Raw genomic sequence first — 17,939 nt, forward strand, 5'->3', positions numbered from 1 at the left:
TCGTTCTGCGTTCGGTACCATCCGGGCATGGCTACCGACGTCTCCGTCGTCCGAGTGTTCACCGATGCCGACGGCAGGTTCGGCAACCCCCTCGGCATCGTGGCCGCGGGCGACGTGCACGAGGCCGACAGGCAGCAGTTCGCCGCCGAGCTCGGCTTCAGCGAGACGGTGTTCGTCGATCGCACCGAGTCCGGTACGGCCTCGGCGACCATTCACACCCCCGCCGTGGAGCTGCCCTTCGCCGGACATCCCACGGTCGGACTCTCGTGGTGGCTCCGCGAGCAGGGACATCCCGTCGACGTGCTCACCGTCCCTGCCGGACCGTTGAGCATCCGCTACGACGGCGAGCACACCTGGGTTCGCGCTCGCGCCGACTGGACTCCGCAGTTCACCTTCCATCGGGTTCACGATGCGGCCGAGGTGGCGGCAGCCGATCCGAGTGCCTACGACAGTGGGCACCACTACGTCTGGGCCTGGACCGACGAGGAACACGGCACGCTGCGATCGCGCATGTTCGCACCGATGATGGGTATCGCCGAGGACGAGGCGACCGGTGCTGCCGCCGTCCGGCTGACCGGTGAACTCGGCCGGAGCCTGAACATCGTGCAGGGAGCCGGATCTCGGTTGCGCACCACCATCGGCGACGGCTGGGTGGAACTGGGCGGACGCACCGCGGCGGACGCGTCGATCAGCGTGTGACGGGTACGTCCACTTCGATTTCCTCGCCGAGACGAACTCCGTCGGCCAGTGGCAGTCGGTCGCCGCTCCAGAACTTTCCCGGGTCGAACCAGTTGGCTTTCTTGTTGCCCGTGAGCAGACCCATCGCGTCGTAGGTCATGGCGACCACCTCGGCGCAGTAGGCGGTTTCGAGTGCCGCTCCCTCGCGTCGGTTGCGACGCAGTGCGGGGACTCGGCCCCGGAACCACCGACCGGCGAGCGCCGCAGTGGTCGGGAACGCGGTTCCGTCCATGCGGGCGATCGTGCGCAGCAGGGCGTCCTCCTGCGCAGTCGTCACGGACTCGTCCAATTGCCGCAGCCAACAACGCTGTTCGTACTTCGTGGCCCACTGGGTGACGGCCGCACGCAGATCGTGCAGCTGAACCCCGCGTTGGAAATTTCCGCTCCACATGTCCTGCAACGACTTTCCCAGTTCGGCGTGCCACATCAGCGGAGGCAGGTCGTCGATCACGACGGCCATTCCGACGTGGTTGACGGGACTGTTGGTCAGTGCCTGGATAGCGCGATCGGCGTTCGACTGTCCACGGAAGATCCAGATGTCGCCCGTTCTGGTGGCCTCGACTGCAGTATCGAGGCTGATTCGCGACGGATTCATGGTCCACACCCTAGATCTCGTGACGGTACGGTGGCCGGATGAACGTGTGGAAGGCCCTCGGTCTCGCCGGGATGGTCGGTGTCGCGGCCACCGGGGCGTTGGTGGTCCGATCCGAACGCAAGCGTCGCGCATACGCGCCCGAGGAAGTACGAGATCGGCTGCACCGGCGCTTCGCCGCCGTCCCCGACGAGCCGCAGCCCGCAGCTGCTGCCCCGCGCTCACGCGGACAGCAGCTGCGCAGCAGGCTCCGGTTCAGCCGAGCGCGCTGAGGATACGCGCGGCCAGCTCTTCGATCTCGGCATTCGTCATGACGAATGCCGGCGAGATCTGCATCGCACCCTGACCGGCCGCGCGACTGGACACACCATGCGCTCGAAGCGTCTTGACGAAGGGCAATGCCTCGGCCGGGTCGGCGAGCTGCACGGCGGCAACCGCACCGATTCCGCTCCGGATCTCCGAGACCCTCTCGTGTGCGGCCAACGGCGCGAGGTGGGTGTGCAACGCCGCCTCGATGCGCTTCGAGTGTGACAGCAGTTCCTCGCGCTCGATGATGTCGAGGTTGGCCATCGCGGCCGCGGCCGCTCCGGCATGGCCACCGTAGGTGTACCCATGCCGCCACCACACGCCGCCCGCGAAGAACGGCTCGGCGATCGTCGGGGCGATGAACACCGCACCCATCGGTACGTATCCGGACGTGAGCCCCTTGGCGGTGGTCATCAGATCCGGTTCGAGCTCGAATCGAGTGGAGGCGAACCAACTGCCACCGATACGGCCGAATCCGGTGACGACCTCGTCCGCGACGAACAGTACGTCGTTGTCGCGGCAGATCTGCCGCACCTCGCGCAGGTAGCCCTCCGGTGGGAGGTAGATGCCGCCGGCACCGATCACGGGCTCGCAGAAGAATGCGGCCACGTTCTCGGCACCGACCTCCTCGATCAGTGCCAGCAGCGACTTCGCGTCGTCCCACGCCACCGTTCGGGCGTCGGACATGAGCTCGCCGTAGTGCTCCTTGTTCACCGGAATGCCGGCCAGCGCTGTTCCCGCGACGTGCATCCCGTGGTAGGCCTTCTGCCGGCCGACGATCAGTGTCTTGCTCGGTCGACCCATTTCGACCCAGTAGCGCCGGGCGAGTTTCGCGGCGGTGTCGATGGAGTCCGAGCCACCCGAGGTGAAGAAGATCTTGCTGCCCGGTACCGGGGCGATCGCCGCGAGACGATCGGCGAGTGCCAGTGTGGTCTCGGGTACGAAGTCACCGAAGTTCGAGTAGTGGGCGATCGAGCTCAACTGCGTCGCAACGGCGTCGGCGATCTCCCGACGGCCGTGGCCGACGTTGGTGAACCACAGGCCCGCGGTGGCGTCGAGGTATTCGGTACCCGCGTGGTCGTAGATGTAGGCACCTTCACCGCGGGAGACGACGAACGGGCCGCTGGTCGTGACGGCTCCCATGTCGGCGAAACCGTGCCAGAGCGCGGAAGAGTGTGTGGTTCCGGTGGCAGAAGACATGCGGTACACAGTAGTCACGTGGTTCCGGCCGAGCCCGATCCGTACCTCCACCGTCCGGCGATCCTCCCGAGTGCACCGACCGCGAGAGCCATCAACGCGAAGGCGACGGTGAGAACGAGCAGGCCGATGGCGAGCGCGAGGTAGCCCTGGACGCGTGGGTCGAGGAACGGATAGGGATACCAGTCGACAACGGGCCCACGGACGAGGGTGTAGATCCCGTAGAGAAGCGGAAACAGCAGCCATGTCAGGCTGCGCGATTCCGAGATCTGCCGTCGCGGTGGCGTGAGGATCCAGTCGATCAGCAGGACGACGGGCATGATGCGGTGCACCACGTTGTTCGTCCACGGATCCGCCACGCCCACATCGATGTTGGCGAGCAGTACGGCGTAGATGATTCCGGTGATGACCATGTAGAGGGTGACGGCACCCCGAACGAGCTGCCAGTGCGCTGCGCGTGGATCGACGACGCCGCCGACCAGCAGCACCAGCACCGTCAGCACGTTGCTCATGACGGTGAAGTAGCTGAAGTAGTTGGCCAGCGAGAACGTCGTGGAGGCGAGACCGTCCAGGACGATCGAGATCAGTGCCGAGGCGGTGAGCGCCGCGAACAGTACGCGCAACGTCCTGATCGGTACGGGAGTGCGCGGCTGGACCATCACATCCTGCGAGATGCTCATGTGGCGATCCTGGCACAGTCACGACCTGCATTCGGTGGCACTGCCGAAACCGATATCCTGGGTGAAGTATGTCTACCTCGAACCCGTCCGTTCAGCGTCGCGCTCTCGCCACACGTCTGGCCCAGGTCACCATCCGCGACGAGAACCGGCTGCGGCGGCGATTGGACAAGGCGCGTACCGACGACGCGTTCGCCGCACTCGACCGCGACATCACCCGCGCCGAGACCGTGGTCGCCAACCGCCGCGCTGCGGTGCCCAAGCTCGAATTTCCCGAGTCACTTCCGGTCAGTCTTCGCAAGGACGACATCGCCGCGGCCATCGCCGAGCACCAGGTGGTGATCGTCGCCGGCGAGACCGGCTCCGGCAAGACCACTCAGATCCCCAAGATCTGCCTCGAACTGGGGCGCGGGATCCGGGGCTCCATCGGTCACACACAGCCCCGTCGACTCGCCGCTCGCACCGTGGCCGAACGTATCGCCGAGGAGGTGGGTGAACCACTGGGTGAATCCATCGGCTACAAGGTGAGATTCACCGATCAGTCCTCGGATGCGACCCTCGTCAAGCTGATGACCGACGGCATCCTGCTGGCGGAGATCCAGCGAGACCGGCTGCTCCGCCAGTACGACACCCTGATCATCGACGAGGCCCACGAGCGCAGCCTCAACATCGATTTCATCCTGGGCTACCTCGCGCAGCTCCTCCCCCGCCGACCCGACCTGAAGATCGTCATCACCTCGGCGACGATCGATCCCGAGCGTTTCGCTCGGCACTTCGCGCGCGACGGCGTGCCCGCGCCGATCATCGAGGTCTCCGGCCGCACGTTCCCGGTCGAGATGCGCTACCGGCCACTGACCGTCGACGCCGGGGACACCACGATCGATCTCGACCCCGTCGACGCGACGTGCCAGGCCGTCGACGAGTTGATGGCCGAGGGCGACGGTGACATTCTGGTGTTCCTGTCCGGTGAGCGCGAGATTCGCGACACCGCCGACGCCTTGAACGACCGAAATCTGCGCAACACCGAGATCGTTCCACTCTATGCGAGACTCTCTGCGGCCGAACAACATCGAGTGTTCTCCCCGCACTCGGGCAGGCGCGTGGTGCTCTCGACGAACGTTGCGGAAACATCGCTGACGGTCCCTGGAATCCGCTACGTGGTCGACCCGGGTACCGCCCGAATCTCGCGATACTCGTTGCGTACCAAGGTTCAACGACTTCCCATCGAGCCGATATCCCAGGCATCGGCGCGGCAGCGGGCCGGCCGCTGTGGTCGCGTCGCCGACGGCATCTGCATCCGGCTGTACTCGGAAGAAGATTTCGAGTCACGTCCGCAGTTCACCGAGCCGGAGATTCTGCGTACCAACCTGGCGTCGGTGATCCTTCAGATGACCGCACTCGGGCTGGGCAAGATCGACGCGTTCCCGTTCGTCGAACCACCCGATCCGCGGAGCATCCGAGACGGAATCGGACTGCTCGAAGAGCTCGGGGCACTGAAGCCTGCTACCAAGGACGGCACCGCGGAGCTCACCCCCATCGGCCGGGAACTCTCGGCGCTTCCGGTCGATCCACGGATGGCGCGAATGCTGGTCGAGGCCAACGGCAACGGATCTCTCCGCGATGCGTTGGTGGTCGTTGCCGCGCTGTCGATCCAGGACGTTCGGGAGCGGCCGGCAGAGCATCAGCAGGCGGCGGACGAGAAGCATGCGCGCTTCGCGGTGGAGAACTCCGACTTCCTCGCGTACGTGAAGCTGTGGACCTATTTGCGCGAACAGCGGAACGAGTTGTCCTCCAACCAGTTCCGCCGTATGTGCCGCACCGAGTTCCTGCACTACCTACGTATTCGCGAGTGGCAGGATCTGCACGGTCAGCTACGTCAGATCACCCGTGGACTCGGGTGGACGGTTCCCGACGCCGACTCCACCGAGACCGCGCTGCATCAGTCGCTGCTGTCCGGACTGCTCTCGCACATCGGGCTCCGGGAGGGTGACAAGCGTGAGTTCCTCGGCGCGCGTGGGGCTCACTTCGCGATCTTCCCCGGGTCGGGTCTGTTCAAGAAGCCCCCGCGCTGGGTCATGGCCGCCGAATTGGTCGAGACCGGACGCCTGTGGGGCCGGATGGCTGCGCGCATCGAGCCCGAGTGGGCCGAGCGGTTGGCGCCGCACCTGGTCAAGCGGACGTACTCGGAGCCGCACTGGTCCATCAAACGGGAATCGGCGATGGCCTACGAACGGGTGACGCTCTACGGCATTCCGTTGGTGACGCAGCGTCCGGTGAACTATCACCGCATCGACGCCGAGGCGTCTCGAGAGCTGTTCATCAGACATGCGCTGGTGGAGGGTGAATGGAAGACCCAGCACGCGTTCTTCCACAAGAACCGGGCGCTGCTCGACGACGTGGGTGAACTCGAACATCGCGCTCGGCGACGAGACATCGTGGTCGACGACGACGCTCTCTTCGACTTCTACGACGCACGTATCGCCCCGGAGGCGGTGTCGGCGCGACACTTCGACACCTGGTGGAAGAAGGCACGCAGACAGGACCCGCACCTACTCGACTTCACCACCGACACCGTCGTCAACTCCGACGCGGCCTCGGTTCTGACCGGCGCGTATCCCGACGCATGGCGACAGGGCGAGATCCAGTTCCCACTGACGTATCAGTTCGAGCCGGGCACCGCGGCCGACGGAGTCACCGCGCGCATTCCGATCGCGCTGCTCGCTCAGGTACAGCCGGTGGGCTTCGACTGGCTGGTCCCGGGAATGCGCGGCGAGCTGGTCACCGCATTGATCAAGACGCTGCCGAAGGCACTGCGGCGCAACGTGGTTCCGGCTCCCGACTTCGCGGCCGCGGCGTTGGCGGCCATGAAGCCGCGCGCGGAAACTCTGGTGACGGCGCTGGCCCGTGAGTTGTCCCGGGCTGCCCGGTGCGACATCACGGCGAAGGACTTCGACCCCGCCGCGCTGCCCGAGCATCTGAAGATGACGTTCGCGGCCGTCGACCCGTCCGGAAAGGTGCTGGGCAGCAACAAGGATCTGACTGCTCTTCGAACGAGCCTGTCGGGCGAGGTCGGCCGTCAGGTGGCGAGCGCGGTCGGCGACGCGGAGCGCGCACCCTCTCTGGCCTGGACCTCCGGCACGCTGGGTCGGTTGGAGCCGACGGTGACTCGGCAGGTCGGTGGACAGAAGGTCACCGGCTATCCGGCGCTGGTTCCGGAAGGACCCGGCGTTGCGGTGCGGGTCCTCAGCACCCCCGCCGAGGCGCGGGCGGCAATGCGCTCGGGAACCAGAACTCTGCTTCTGTCGACGGCTCCGAAGGGCACCAAGGCATTGCTGGCCGGCCTACCGACCGCGGAACGTCTTGCACTGGGCCAGAATCCGTACGGTGGAGTCGACGCACTCCTCGAGGAGTGCCGAGTACTTGCGGTCGAAGAGGCCATGGATGCGCACGGAGGACCGGTCCGGGATCCGGATGCCTTCGAGAAACTGAGGGCACTCGTCAACGCCGAGGTTCCGCAGCGCACCGCTGCGGTCCTGGCGTTGGTTCGCCCGGTGTTGACCGCCGCCCTGGCGCTGTCCGCGCAACTTCAGTCCTCCTCGGGCGAGCCGGCGGACGATGTTCGGGAACAGTTCGACGGCTTGATCTTTCGAGGGTTCGTCACCGAATTCGGCTCTCGCAGACTCGCAGACCTGCCGCGCTACCTCGCCGCGGCGACCAAGCGGTTGGCGACGCTGCCGAGCAGTGCAGGCCGGGACGCGGCTGCGATGGACGTGCTCGATCGGGTGTACGCCTCGTACGGGCGACTGTTGGATTCGCTGCCGGAGAGCAGAAAGAACAGCTCCGGGGTACAGGAACTGTTCTGGATGATCGAGGAGTTGCGCGTCGGACTGTTCGCGCAGGGCATTCGCACGGCGTACCCGGTGTCGGAGAAGCGCATCGAGAAGGCGATCTCGGACCAGCGTCGCTGATGGCCGGGCCTGTCAGTCGATGTCTGCGGACTCGCGGTGCTTGCGCAGTTCGTGGATTTCCTTCTCGAAGTCTTCTGCCGAGCTGAACGAGCGGTAGACGGAAGCGAAGCGAAGGTAGGCCACTTCGTCCAGGTCACGGAGTGGACCGAGAATGGCCAAGCCCACTTCGTTGCTGGGGATCTCCGCGGATCCCGCTGCACGGATGGCGTCCTCGACTTGTTGTGCCAGTAGGTTCAGCGCGTCGTTGTCGACATCTCTGCCCTGGCAGGCGCGACGGACTCCCTTGACGACCTTCTCTCGGCTGAACGGCTCGGTGACACCACTGCGTTTCACGACGGCCAGCACTGCGGCCTCGACCGTCGTGAATCGGCGACCGCACTCCGGGCAGGAGCGACGACGCCGGATTGCTTGCCCCTCGTCCATCTCACGCGAGTCGACCACGCGTGAGTCGGGATGCCTGCAGAACGGGCAATGCATGAGGGATCCTCCGTCGTAGCCGATGCTCCGACGACGAGCACGCACATCGGGGCAGTCTGTCGAGGATACTCAGTCTCCTCGAACCCGACGGTGCCGGTGGTCATCTGCCGGGCGTGTACTCGACGACAGCTCCGTCGTGCACCTCGACCACACCCGCCGGTTGCGCGCCGGCATCGGGGGCGACGGCCCGCAGGTTCGCGATGCCGATCAGCCCGCCCGCCACCACCAGGACCGCCAACACCGTCAGCACGATCGAACGCATCCGAACCGGCTGGCCGGCAAAGTGCGCCGAGGTCGCGTCGAACTCGCGATCGGCCTGCTCGCGATCGGTGACATCGGTCCACGACGAATCGAGGACCGGGAGGCACGGTGAACTCTGTGTGCGGGGTCCCGTGACACCGTGCGTTCCGATGGGACTCTGCAGAACGGGACGCGCCCGGCGGCGGCGCTCGACGGCAGTGGATCGGGCGCGGACACCGGCGGCGGTGGGGCGATCGGTGATGATGGTCATCGGAACCTCGACTTCGCTCGTTGGATCGATTGTTCGATCAGGCGTTCGATGGACGCTTGTTCGAAGTTCTATCACGAGCCTCCGACAAAGTCTGCAGAAAACGCGACACGAGTCGAACAGATGTTTGATTCAACAGCTGATACACGCTAGATTCGTGTCAGAAACCACACGCCACACGAGTCGACACCATCAACTCCAGTCCGCGCAGACCTACCACGCAGACCGGATCCAGGACACCAGCAGGAGGCCGACAGCATGAAGGACGAGACCTCGACGAGGTCGACCACGCTTTCCACGACCACCGGTTCCAAGGCGACCGGAGCCAGGGCCACCGCACCGAAGGCCGCAGCGGGTAAGCCTGCCGCAGAACCGACATCCAAGGCCATGGAAGTCGGCACCGACATCAGCGCGGGTCTGACGCAGCGGCAACGGAAGGTACTCGAGGTCATTCGGGCTTCGGTGACCGAGCGCGGTTACCCACCGAGCATTCGAGAGATCGGTGACGCGGTCGGCCTGACATCGACCTCCTCCGTCGCTCACCAGCTCCGTACGCTCGAACGCAAGGGTTTCCTCCGGCGCGACGCCAACCGGCCCCGCGCGGTCGACGTCCGCGGTCTCGACGAGGTGCAGGCCGATCAGGCAGCCGCCGCGGTCGACGGATCGCAGGCGTCCGAGGAGCAGGATCGGTTGCCTACCCCGACATTCGTGCCGGTACTGGGCCGGATCGCTGCAGGCGGTCCGATTCTGGCCGAGGAAGCCGTCGAGGACGTCTTCCCGCTCCCCCGCGAGCTGGTCGGACAGGGTTCGCTGTTCCTGCTCAAGGTGGTCGGTGAATCGATGATCGATGCGGCCATCTGCGACGGTGACTGGGTGGTGGTTCGTCAGCAGTCCGTGGCCGACAACGGCGACATCGTCGCTGCGATGATCGACGGCGAGGCCACCGTCAAGACCTTCAAGCGGTCCAAGGGCGAGGTGTGGCTGCTGCCGCACAACCCGCTGTTCGAGCCGATCCCGGGCAACAACGCCGCGATCCTCGGCAAGGTCGTCACCGTGATGCGCAAGCTGTAGGGATCGTCACCGAGGTGACACGCGAAGGGCCGCAGCACAGGAGTGCTGCGGCCCTTCGCGTCTCTCGGATCAGCGGATCACAGATTCAATCCGCGGCCGATGATCTCCTTCATGATCTCGGTGGTGCCGCCGTAGATGGTCTGTACACGGGAATCCATGTACGCCTTGGCGATCGGGTATTCCTTCATGTAGCCGTAGCCGCCGTGCAGCTGCAGGCACCGGTCGATCAGTTTGACCTGATTCTCGGTGGTCCACCACTTCGCCATGGCGGCTTCTTGCACAGTCAACTTGTCCGCGTTGAGCAGTTCGATGAACTTGTCCACCATGATGCGGGTGGCGGTAGTTTCGGTGGCCAATTCCGCCAACACGAAGCGCGTGTTCTGAAACTTGCCGATCGACTTTCCGAAGGCCTTGCGGTCGCGGCAGTACTGGATCGTCATGTCCAGTGCCGATTCCATTGCCGCGGCGGCGACGACAGCGATCGAGAGTCGCTCCTGCGGCAAGTTCTGCATCAGGTAGATGAAGCCCATGCCCTCGTCGCCGAGCAGGTTGGCGGCGGGCACACGAACGTCGGTGAAGCTGAGTTCGGCGGTGTCCTGGGCCTTCATGCCGATCTTGTCGAGGTTGCGGCCGCGCTCGAATCCGGGCATGTCACGTTCGACGACCAGCAGACTGAAGCCCTGTGCGCCCTTCTCGGGGTCGGTGCAGGCCACGACGATCACCAGATCGGCGTTGATTCCGTTGGTGATGAACGTCTTCGAGCCGTTGAGCACCCAGTCGTCGCCGTCACGTACCGCCTTGGTCTTGATGCCCTGCAGGTCGCTTCCGGTTCCCGGCTCGGTCATCGCGATCGCGGTGATCAGTTCGCCGGAGCAGAATCCGGGAAGCCAGCGCGCCTTCTGCTCGTCGTTCGCGAGATCGATCAGGTACGGCGCGACGACGTCGTTGTGCAGGGTGAAACCGATACCGCTGTATCCGCCACGGGTCGTTTCCTCGGTGACGATGGCGTTGTAGCGGAAGTCCTTGACTCCGCCGCCGCCGAATTCCTCGGGCGCTGCCGTTCCGAGGAAGCCCTGCTTACCGGCCTCGACCCAGACGTCGCGATCGACGATGTTCTGCTCTTCCCACTTCGCGTGGTTCGGCGCTACGTGCTGATCGAGAAATTTCCGGTACGACTCCCGGAACAGCTCGTGCTCGGGCTCGAAAAGTGTGCGTTCCACGAATGTCTCCTTGTTCGGTGCGTACCGGCAGCGACCACGCGAAATCTCTACGAATCTCGATCGCCGGTACGACTGACGTCACAGGGAAACACTACGTCCGCGGCGTCAGGGCGGTCGATGACCAAAACGCGCGCGATCCGTGACCGACCCCGCTAACGACCTCGGGTGCCTGCACTCCTGGCGAGCGCCGAGACGATCGGGTACCCCAGCAGGATGCCCACCGAACCCCAGGCGATACCGCCGAGTTCGACCGATCCGACGGACAGTGTCAGGTCACCGATTCCGGCGACCAGCGCCGCCGCAACGACGATGAGATTGACCGGGTCGGTGAAGTCGACCTTCGCGTCGGTCCAGATGCGTACGCCGAGAAGCCCGATCAGGCCGTACAGCACCAGAGTCGCGCCGCCGATGACCCCGTCGGGGACGGTGAAGATCAGCGCACCGAACTTGGGCGAGAACGCGAGCACCGTCGCCGTGATCGATGCGACCCAATACGCCGCGGTCGAGTACACGCGGGTGGCAGCCATGACACCGATGTTCTCCGCGTAGGTGGTGGTTCCCGAACCGCCGCCTGCTCCGGCGAGTGTGGTCGCCAGCCCGTCGGCGATCAATGCGTCACCGGCCACGTCGTCGAGGTTCTTGCCGGTCATCGCGGCGACGGCTTTGACGTGTCCCACGTTCTCGGCGACGAGGACGATCACCACCGGCAGCGCCACCAGGATCACCGACAGCTCGAAGGACGGACCGCGGAACTCGGGCAGACCGATCCAGCTCGCCGCGCTCAGTGCGTCGAGGCGTGGTTGCGCGATGCCCCCGGTGACGGCGGCGAACACCCAACCCACGACGACACCGAGCAGAATTCCGAGTCGTCCGATCAAGCCGGGTCCGAGCGCCGTCGCCAGCAGAATCGCGATCAGGGTGACGGCTGCGATCAGCGGCTGCGCCTCGAACGACGTGGTGGCGGCCGGTGCCAGGTTCAGCCCGATGAGCACGACGACGGCACCGGTCACGACGGGCGGCATGGCCGCGTCGAGTACCCGTTGGCCCGCGAACTTCACCACGAAGCCGACGGCGGCCAGTACGAGGCCGACACACAGGACCGCTCCGAGTTGGGCGGCGGGTCCGTTCGCTTGGGTGGCACCGAGCGGGGCCAGGAAAGCGAAGGACGAACCCAGGTAGCTGGGAACGCGCCCTCGAGTGATGACGAGGAACAGTGCCGTTCCTATGCCCGAGAACAGCAGCGTCGTCGATACCGGAAATCCGGTGATCGTCGGAACCAGCAGTGTCGCACCGAACATCGCGACGACGTGCTGCATTCCGATACCGATGGTGCGTGGCCACGTCAATCGTTCGTCGGGTGAGACCACCGCCCCGGCCTCGACGGTCTTTCCGTTTCCGTGCAGCGTCCAACCCAGAGTTCTCATGATGGAAGGCAACACTATTGGATCAGCCGAGGATCGCGCTCACTGCCTCGCGGGCGGCGGCGGTGCTGTCCGTTTTCAGGGCTGCGGCGGCCGCTTCCTTGCACTGATCGAGCGTGACCGTCGCCAACTTCGAACCCACGTGCGCGACGGCAGCCGATGCAGCGGACAGAGAGGTGATGCCGAGGCCGACCAACACACAGGCCAGGAGCGGATCGGCAGCGGCCTCGCCGCAGACCCCGACCGGCTTGCCTGCCTTGGCTCCCGCGGCAGCGGTGTGGGCGACCAGTGCCAGTACCGCCGGCTGCCACGGATCGGTCAGGCCTGCGAGCTGAGCGGACATGCGGTCGGCGGCCATCGTGTACTGCGCCAGGTCGTTGGTGCCGATGGACAGGAAGTCGACGTGCTCGAGGATGTGTTCGGCGAGCAGCGCGGCTGCGGGTACCTCGATCATGACGCCGGGGGTGAGTCCTCGTTCACGGACGTCGGCGGCGAAATCCTTCGCCTCCAACGCGGTTGCGATCATCGGGGCCATCACCCACGGGGAGGAGTCGGTCGCCTTCGCGGCTGCCGCGATGCCGTCGAGCTGGCGGTACAGAATCCCGCGGTCGGCCTCGGCGATGCGGATTCCGCGAATGCCGAGGGCCGGGTTTGCCTCGTCGGGATGCGTGGCGAACCGAAGCGGCTTGTCCGAGCCTGCGTCGAGAGTCCGCACGACGACCTTCTTGCCCGCGAACGCGTCGAGTACCTGGGCGTAGATCTCGGCCTGCTCGTCGACGGTGGGTTCGGAGTCGCGGTCGAGGAAGCACAGTTCGGTACGGAACAGTCCGACGCCGTCCGCTGCACTGGATCGCGCCGCGCGAGCACCGGCACCGTCCTGGACGTTGGCGAGAATGTCGACCGCGTGGCCGTCGGCGGTGGTACCGGGACCGACCCACTGGGACACCCGGTCGAGCTCGTCGCGGGCGGAGACGACGGCGGCGCGGGCCGACTCGGCATCGGGTTCGAGTTCGATCCGGCCGCTGGTGCCGTCCACCGATGCGTTCGTACCCGCGGCGATGTCGTCGAGGCCTGCCACGGCGACGATGCACGGAATGCCCAACTGACGCGCGATGATCGCGGTGTGGCTGGTCGGACCGCCCAGCGAGGTGGCCAGACCCACGATCAGCGCGGGGTCGAGGCCGGCGGTGTCGGCGGGTGCCAGGTCGTCGGCGAACAGCACGGACGGTTCGTCCGGCACCGGAACACCGGGCTCCGGAACGCCGAGGATCTCGGCGATGACGCGATCACGGATGTCGCGCAGGTCGGTCACGCGCTCTGCCATCAGTCCGCCGAGCTGGGTGAACATCGCGGCGAACTTGTCCGTCGCCGCCGCTGTCGCGGTGACGGCCGAACTGCCCTTGGCGATCGAGGAGCGCGCGGCTCCCAGCCAGCCGCGGTCCGTTGCCATCGCGGCGTTGGCCGACAGGACTTCCGAGGCAGCTCCGGTCGCCAGCTCCGCGCGACCGCGCAGTCGAGCGGCGACGGCGTTCGCTGCGGCGTCGAAGACGTCCTTCTCGGCATCTCGATCCGCCTCGGCCACCTCGCCGGTATCGGCAGGGATGGCGGGACGGGCACCGGGGCGGATCACGCGGCCGTATCCCACGCCGGGCACGACAGGCGTGCCGTGCAGCGTGGTCTGCGCTGCTCCGGTTCCGGCTGCATCGACTGTCATGTCGCTGTGTCCGGTCGAAGCGGTGCTAACCGATCCCGTCATGTGGTCCTCCTCGGATCCTGCGTGAACAAAGGTCTTCGTACTGTCCGGCGAGCTGTGGTGGGGGCCATCAGTCGCTTGTGTTGTGACCGAGATTACTCCAAACCCTTGACATGTCAACACACACGGGCGTAAAACAACATAAAGCAACATCAACGAGGAAGGAGACGCAGGTGTACGCAGAAGAACGACAGCACTCCATAGCCGAACTCATCAGCACCCAGGGCCGCGTCTCCGTCAACGATCTCTCCGCCACCTACGGCGTCACAACGGAAACCGTGCGCCGTGATCTCGCCACTCTCGATCGAATGGGTGTCGTGCGCCGCGTCCACGGTGGCGCAGTGCCCGCGTCGGCACTGACCACACTCGAACCGGGCGTCTCGGAACGAGAGTTCACCCGGGCCGATCAGAAGGACGCGATCGCGGCCGCCGCCCTGTCCTTCCTCCCTCCCGTCGGAGGCAGCGCCGTGTTCGATGCCGGCACCACAACCGGTCGACTCGCCGGTTTGCTTCCTCACGATCGCGAACTGACGTTGGTGACCAACTCGGTCCCGATCGCCGCGCGCGCCGCGACGATGTCGAATGTCAACCTTCGACTACTCGGCGGGCGGGTACGCGGGACCACCCAGGCGGCAGTCGGCGACGAAGCGCTGAGCGCCCTCGAATGGCTCCGGGTGGACGTCGCGTTCATCGGCACCAATGCCATCAGCGTCGGGCACGGACTGTCCACTCCCGACAGCGACGAGGCAGCCGTCAAGCGTGCCATGGTCGAGGCAGCCAATCATGTCGTGGTGCTGGCGGATTCGTCGAAGATCGGGCGCGAGCATCTGGTCAGCTTCGCCCGAGTGGGCTCCATCGATGTCATCGTCACCGATAGCGACATCTCGATCAATGACCGAAAGAATCTCAGCGACAAAGGAATCGAGGTGGTGATCGCATGATGGTCACACTCACGGCCAACCCGAGCATGGACCGGACGGTCACGCTCGACACGCCGCTCGTCCGTGGCGGCGTCCACCGGGCATCGACGTCGGCCATCGACCCAGGAGGCAAGGGCGTCAACGTCGCTCGCGTTCTCGGCGGATCGGGAGTCGGGGCGTTGGCAGTTCTCCCGGCCAACGTCGGAGACCCCCTGCTCGACGCGATGGCCGCGAAGGGAGTGCGGTATTCCGCGGTTCCGACGTCGGGTCCGGCGCGGACCAACATCACGGTGAGCGAAGTCGGTGGGACCACCACCAAGATCAACGAGCCCGGTGCCACGGTGTCGGAGCGGACCCGTGCGGAGCTGCGGGAGCGGATCCTCGCTCTCGCAGTCGATGCCGAATGGGTGGTTCTCTCCGGTTCGCTCCCGCCGGGCCTCCCCGTCGACTGGTATGCCGAGCTCGTCACTGCCCTGCGTGCCACGTCGGCGAAGGTAGCGGTGGACACCTCCGACGAGCCGTTGCTCGCTCTCGCCGCTGCCTTCCCGGAGTCGGCACCCGATCTGATCAAACCCAATTCCGAGGAACTCGCCCAACTCACCGGGTACGATTCCGAAGAGCTGGAAAGCGCAGCGGCGCAGGGTGATCCGACGGCTGCTATCGCAGCCAGCACGATCCTTCTCGGCCGAGGCGTCGGCGCGGTACTTGCCACTCTCGGCAGTGCCGGAGCCGTACTGGTCACCGAGGACGGTTCCTGGTACGCCAGCCCGCCCCCGATCACCGCGGTCAGCACGGTCGGCGCAGGCGATTCCTCGCTCGCCGGCTACATCCTCGCCGACGCCGAGAACTGTTCCGACGCAGACAAACTCCGCCGCGCCGTCGCCTACGGAACGGCAGCGACCGCGCTTCCAGGCACCACGCTTCCCCTGCCCGAGCAGACCCACCCGAATTCGGTGACGGTCCGTGCGCTCGACATCCCCACCTCCGTCACTCCGTCCACGCTCTCCCCTTCTTCGAACCGTCTCTAGGAGCCTGCAATGTCCACCCCCACCGAAGATCAGCAGATCATCGCCGAGGATCTGATCCTCCTCGACGCCGATCTCGGCGAGTCCAAGGAAGCCGTCATCGAACGCCTCGCAGGCGTTCTGGCTTCCGCGGGTCGCGCAACCGAAACCGATGCCCTGCGCGACGCCGCTCTGGCCCGCGAGGCGCAGTCGGCAACCGGCCTGCCCGGCGGCATCGCCATCCCGCACTGCCGCTCCGAAGCGGTCACCTCGGCCTCTCTCGGATTCGCCCGTCTGAACCCGAAGGTCGACTTCGGTGCCCCCGACGGCCCCGCGGACCTGGTGTTCCTCATCGCCGCTCCTGCCGGTGCCGGTTCGGCCCACATGAAGCTGCTCTCGAGCCTTGCGCGCGCACTGGTGAAGCCGGAATTCGTCACCTCCCTGCGCAACGCGTCCTCGGCCGCCGAGATCGTCACCCTCGTCGACGGGGTCATCAACCCCGCCGCCAAGCCGGCCGTGACGGCCCCGGCCGCAGCTCCTGTGTCGACCGCCAAGCACAGCGCGGCCGCCACCCCGGCCGAGACCACTGCCCCGAAGCACATCGTCGCAGTCACCGCCTGCCCCACCGGAATTGCGCACACCTACATGGCTGCCGATTCACTCGTCGCAGCGGGCGAGCGTGCCGGAGTCACCGTTCACGTCGAGACCCAGGGCTCGAGCGGCAGCACGCCGCTGGACCCCTCGATCATCGCCGGAGCCGAAGCAGTCATCTTCGCCACCGATGTGGGCGTCAAGGGTAGGGAGAGGTTCGCCGGTAAGCCCGTCATCTCCTCGGGCGTCAAGCGCGCCATCAACGAGCCCGACGTCATGCTCACCGAAGCCCTTCGCGCTGCACTGAACCCGGACGCAGCCCGCGTCGGCGGTACCGCAGTGGCCGCAGGCTCCACCGAATCCGCAGGCGAACTCGGCTGGGGCACCCGCATCCGCCAGATTCTCCTGACCGGCGTCAGCTACATGATTCCGTTCGTCGCCGCCGGCGGTCTGCTGATCGCCCTCGGCTTCCTGCTCGGCGGATACGAGATCTCCGGAGTTGCCGAGGACATCGTCGTCAACAACTCCATCACCTCCCTCCCCGAAGGCGGAATCGCCGCCTACCTCGGTGCCGTGCTCTTCCAGATCGGCGCACTGTCCTTCAGCTTCCTGGTGCCCGCACTGGCCGGCTACATCTCCTACGCCATCGCCGACAGGCCGGGACTCGCGCCAGGCTTCACCGCCGGTGCCGTGGCCGTTCTCGTCGGCGCAGGCTTCATCGGCGGCCTCGTCGGTGGTCTCATCGCCGGCTTCGTCGCACTGTGGATCAGCAAATGGAAGATCCCCGCGGTACTGCGTGGCCTGATGCCCGTCGTCATCATCCCGCTGTTCGCCACCCTCATCGTCGGCGCGATCATGTTCCTGCTGCTCGGCAAGCCGCTCGCCGCGATCACCAGCGGACTGACCGACTGGCTCAACGGTCTCAGCGGCTCCTCGGTCATCATCCTCGGCATCATTCTCGGCCTGATGATGTGCTTCGACCTCGGCGGACCGGTCAACAAGGCTGCCTACGCATTCGCAACCGCAGGCCTGTCGGTCACCGACACCGCATCACTGCGCATCATGGCAGCAGTCATGGCCGCAGGTATGGTGCCGCCGCTGGCCATGGCACTGGCCTCGACCGTTCGCTCGCGTCTGTTCACCGAAGCCGAGCGTGAGAACGGCAAGGCAGCCTGGTTCCTCGGAGCAGCATTCATCTCCGAGGGTGCGATTCCGTTCGCCGCGGCGGACCCGTTCCGCGTCATCCCCTCGATGATGGCCGGCGGCGCAGTCACCGGTGCCATGATCATGGCCTTCGACGTCACCCTCAGCGCTCCCCACGGCGGAATCTTCGTGTTCTTCGCCATCGGAAACATCCTGTGGTTCATCGTGTCTCTGGCCGTCGGCACCATCGTCTCGGCGTTCCTGGTCGTCTCGGCCAAGCAGTTCGTCAAGGGCAAGAACGCCCCGACCGAGGCCGAGCTCGATCCGGCACTCGCCACCGTCTGACACTCGCT

15 protein-coding genes are annotated in these 17,939 nt (G+C 66.0%); 7 read left to right on the top strand and 8 right to left on the bottom strand.

Annotation, left to right across the window (positions count from 1 at the left end):
* The first annotated feature begins 27 nt into the window (after positions 1–27).
* Positions 28–699 carry a PhzF family phenazine biosynthesis protein gene (locus tag CH306_RS22830; protein WP_094648037.1) on the top strand — a complete coding sequence of 224 codons (672 nt, stop codon included), beginning with the start codon at positions 28–30 and terminating at the stop codon, positions 697–699.
* Here CH306_RS22830 and CH306_RS22835 read toward each other — a convergent pair.
* The gene (locus CH306_RS22835; protein WP_032397903.1) at positions 689–1,333 is read right to left on the bottom strand and encodes a hypothetical protein; all 645 of its coding nucleotides are present in this window, start codon (positions 1,331–1,333) and stop codon (positions 689–691) included. The genes CH306_RS22830 and CH306_RS22835 overlap by 11 nt on opposite strands.
* Before the next feature lie 38 nt (positions 1,334–1,371).
* Here CH306_RS22835 and CH306_RS22840 point away from each other — a divergent pair, with 38 nt between their 5' ends.
* Positions 1,372–1,602 carry a hypothetical protein gene (locus CH306_RS22840; RefSeq protein ID WP_032397902.1) on the top strand — a complete coding sequence of 77 codons (231 nt, stop codon included), beginning with the start codon at positions 1,372–1,374 and terminating at the stop codon, positions 1,600–1,602.
* On the opposite strand, the gene CH306_RS22845 is transcribed toward CH306_RS22840, so the two are convergent.
* Positions 1,586–2,836 carry an aminotransferase family protein gene (locus CH306_RS22845; RefSeq protein ID WP_032397901.1) on the bottom strand — a complete coding sequence of 417 codons (1,251 nt, stop codon included), beginning with the start codon at positions 2,834–2,836 and terminating at the stop codon, positions 1,586–1,588. The genes CH306_RS22840 and CH306_RS22845 overlap by 17 nt on opposite strands.
* 14 nt (positions 2,837–2,850) lie before the next feature.
* Positions 2,851–3,513 carry a Pr6Pr family membrane protein gene (locus CH306_RS22850; RefSeq protein WP_254924118.1) on the bottom strand — a complete coding sequence of 221 codons (663 nt, stop codon included), beginning with the start codon at positions 3,511–3,513 and terminating at the stop codon, positions 2,851–2,853.
* 68 nt (positions 3,514–3,581) lie between these two features.
* Here CH306_RS22850 and hrpA point away from each other — a divergent pair, with 68 nt between their 5' ends.
* Positions 3,582–7,478 carry an ATP-dependent RNA helicase HrpA gene (gene hrpA / locus CH306_RS22855; RefSeq protein ID WP_094648038.1) on the top strand — a complete coding sequence of 1,299 codons (3,897 nt, stop codon included), beginning with the start codon at positions 3,582–3,584 and terminating at the stop codon, positions 7,476–7,478.
* Positions 7,479–7,490: 12 nt separating this feature from the next.
* Here the strand turns inward: hrpA and nrdR are convergent, their stop codons facing one another.
* Both nrdR and CH306_RS22865 read right to left on the bottom strand, forming a co-directional pair.
* Positions 7,491–7,955, bottom strand: a complete 465-nt coding sequence (gene nrdR / locus CH306_RS22860; protein WP_008716872.1) for a transcriptional regulator NrdR — start codon at positions 7,953–7,955, stop codon at positions 7,491–7,493.
* A 100-nt stretch (positions 7,956–8,055) separates the two neighbouring features.
* Positions 8,056–8,466, bottom strand: a complete 411-nt coding sequence (locus tag CH306_RS22865) for a hypothetical protein (protein ID WP_094630082.1) — start codon at positions 8,464–8,466, stop codon at positions 8,056–8,058.
* 384 nt (positions 8,467–8,850) lie between these two features.
* Between CH306_RS22865 and lexA the strand changes: the two genes are divergently transcribed.
* Positions 8,851–9,534, top strand: coding sequence for a transcriptional repressor LexA (lexA, locus tag CH306_RS22870; protein WP_094648157.1), 684 nt, complete (start codon positions 8,851–8,853; stop codon positions 9,532–9,534).
* A gap of 77 nt (positions 9,535–9,611) precedes the next feature.
* Here the strand turns inward: lexA and CH306_RS22875 are convergent, their stop codons facing one another.
* The 3 genes from CH306_RS22875 to ptsP all read right to left on the bottom strand — a co-directional run bounded on the left by CH306_RS22875 (position 9,612) and on the right by ptsP (position 13,889).
* A complete protein-coding gene (locus CH306_RS22875) occupies positions 9,612–10,754 on the bottom strand; it encodes an acyl-CoA dehydrogenase family protein (protein ID WP_045195435.1) in 1,143 nt (380 codons plus the stop codon).
* A 152-nt stretch (positions 10,755–10,906) separates the two neighbouring features.
* Positions 10,907–12,178, bottom strand: coding sequence for a uracil-xanthine permease family protein (locus tag CH306_RS22880; protein WP_179272746.1), 1,272 nt, complete (start codon positions 12,176–12,178; stop codon positions 10,907–10,909).
* 22 nt (positions 12,179–12,200) lie between these two features.
* Entirely contained in the window at positions 12,201–13,889 is a 1,689-nt protein-coding gene (ptsP, locus tag CH306_RS22885; protein ID WP_094648039.1) for a phosphoenolpyruvate--protein phosphotransferase, read from the bottom strand.
* A 212-nt stretch (positions 13,890–14,101) separates the two neighbouring features.
* Between ptsP and CH306_RS22890 the strand changes: the two genes are divergently transcribed.
* From CH306_RS22890 to CH306_RS22900, 3 genes are read left to right on the top strand one after another with little or no spacing between them, the layout of a single operon-like run.
* On the top strand, positions 14,102–14,869 hold the full coding sequence (locus CH306_RS22890) for a DeoR/GlpR family DNA-binding transcription regulator (RefSeq protein WP_032397896.1): 768 nt from the start codon (positions 14,102–14,104) through the stop codon (positions 14,867–14,869).
* Positions 14,866–15,876 carry a 1-phosphofructokinase family hexose kinase gene (locus tag CH306_RS22895; RefSeq protein WP_032397895.1) on the top strand — a complete coding sequence of 337 codons (1,011 nt, stop codon included), beginning with the start codon at positions 14,866–14,868 and terminating at the stop codon, positions 15,874–15,876. Before CH306_RS22890 ends, CH306_RS22895 begins: the two co-directional genes overlap by 4 nt.
* A 9-nt stretch (positions 15,877–15,885) precedes the next feature.
* On the top strand, positions 15,886–17,931 hold the full coding sequence (locus CH306_RS22900; protein ID WP_032397894.1) for a PTS fructose transporter subunit IIABC: 2,046 nt from the start codon (positions 15,886–15,888) through the stop codon (positions 17,929–17,931).
* The last annotated feature ends 8 nt before the right edge of the window (positions 17,932–17,939 follow it).

This window comes from Rhodococcus sp. 15-725-2-2b (assembly GCF_002259075.1).
Classification (GTDB): Bacteria; Actinomycetota; Actinomycetes; order Mycobacteriales; family Mycobacteriaceae; genus Rhodococcoides.

Coding starts and splice junctions, on each gene's coding strand:
- CH306_RS22850 (WP_254924118.1), bottom strand. CDS start 3,513: ATGAGCATCTCGCAGGATGTGATGGTCCAGCCGCGCACTCCCGTACCG.
- CH306_RS22840 (WP_032397902.1), top strand. CDS start 1,372: ATGAACGTGTGGAAGGCCCTCGGTCTCGCCGGGATGGTCGGTGTCGCG.
- CH306_RS22900 (WP_032397894.1), top strand. CDS start 15,886: ATGTCCACCCCCACCGAAGATCAGCAGATCATCGCCGAGGATCTGATC.
- CH306_RS22845 (WP_032397901.1), bottom strand. CDS start 2,836: ATGTCTTCTGCCACCGGAACCACACACTCTTCCGCGCTCTGGCACGGT.
- hrpA (WP_094648038.1), top strand. CDS start 3,582: ATGTCTACCTCGAACCCGTCCGTTCAGCGTCGCGCTCTCGCCACACGT.
- ptsP (WP_094648039.1), bottom strand. CDS start 13,889: ATGACAGTCGATGCAGCCGGAACCGGAGCAGCGCAGACCACGCTGCAC.
- CH306_RS22835 (WP_032397903.1), bottom strand. CDS start 1,333: ATGAATCCGTCGCGAATCAGCCTCGATACTGCAGTCGAGGCCACCAGA.
- CH306_RS22880 (WP_179272746.1), bottom strand. CDS start 12,178: ATGAGAACTCTGGGTTGGACGCTGCACGGAAACGGAAAGACCGTCGAG.
- CH306_RS22830 (WP_094648037.1), top strand. CDS start 28: ATGGCTACCGACGTCTCCGTCGTCCGAGTGTTCACCGATGCCGACGGC.
- nrdR (WP_008716872.1), bottom strand. CDS start 7,955: ATGCATTGCCCGTTCTGCAGGCATCCCGACTCACGCGTGGTCGACTCG.
- CH306_RS22895 (WP_032397895.1), top strand. CDS start 14,866: ATGATGGTCACACTCACGGCCAACCCGAGCATGGACCGGACGGTCACG.
- CH306_RS22865 (WP_094630082.1), bottom strand. CDS start 8,466: ATGACCATCATCACCGATCGCCCCACCGCCGCCGGTGTCCGCGCCCGA.
- lexA (WP_094648157.1), top strand. CDS start 8,851: ATGGAAGTCGGCACCGACATCAGCGCGGGTCTGACGCAGCGGCAACGG.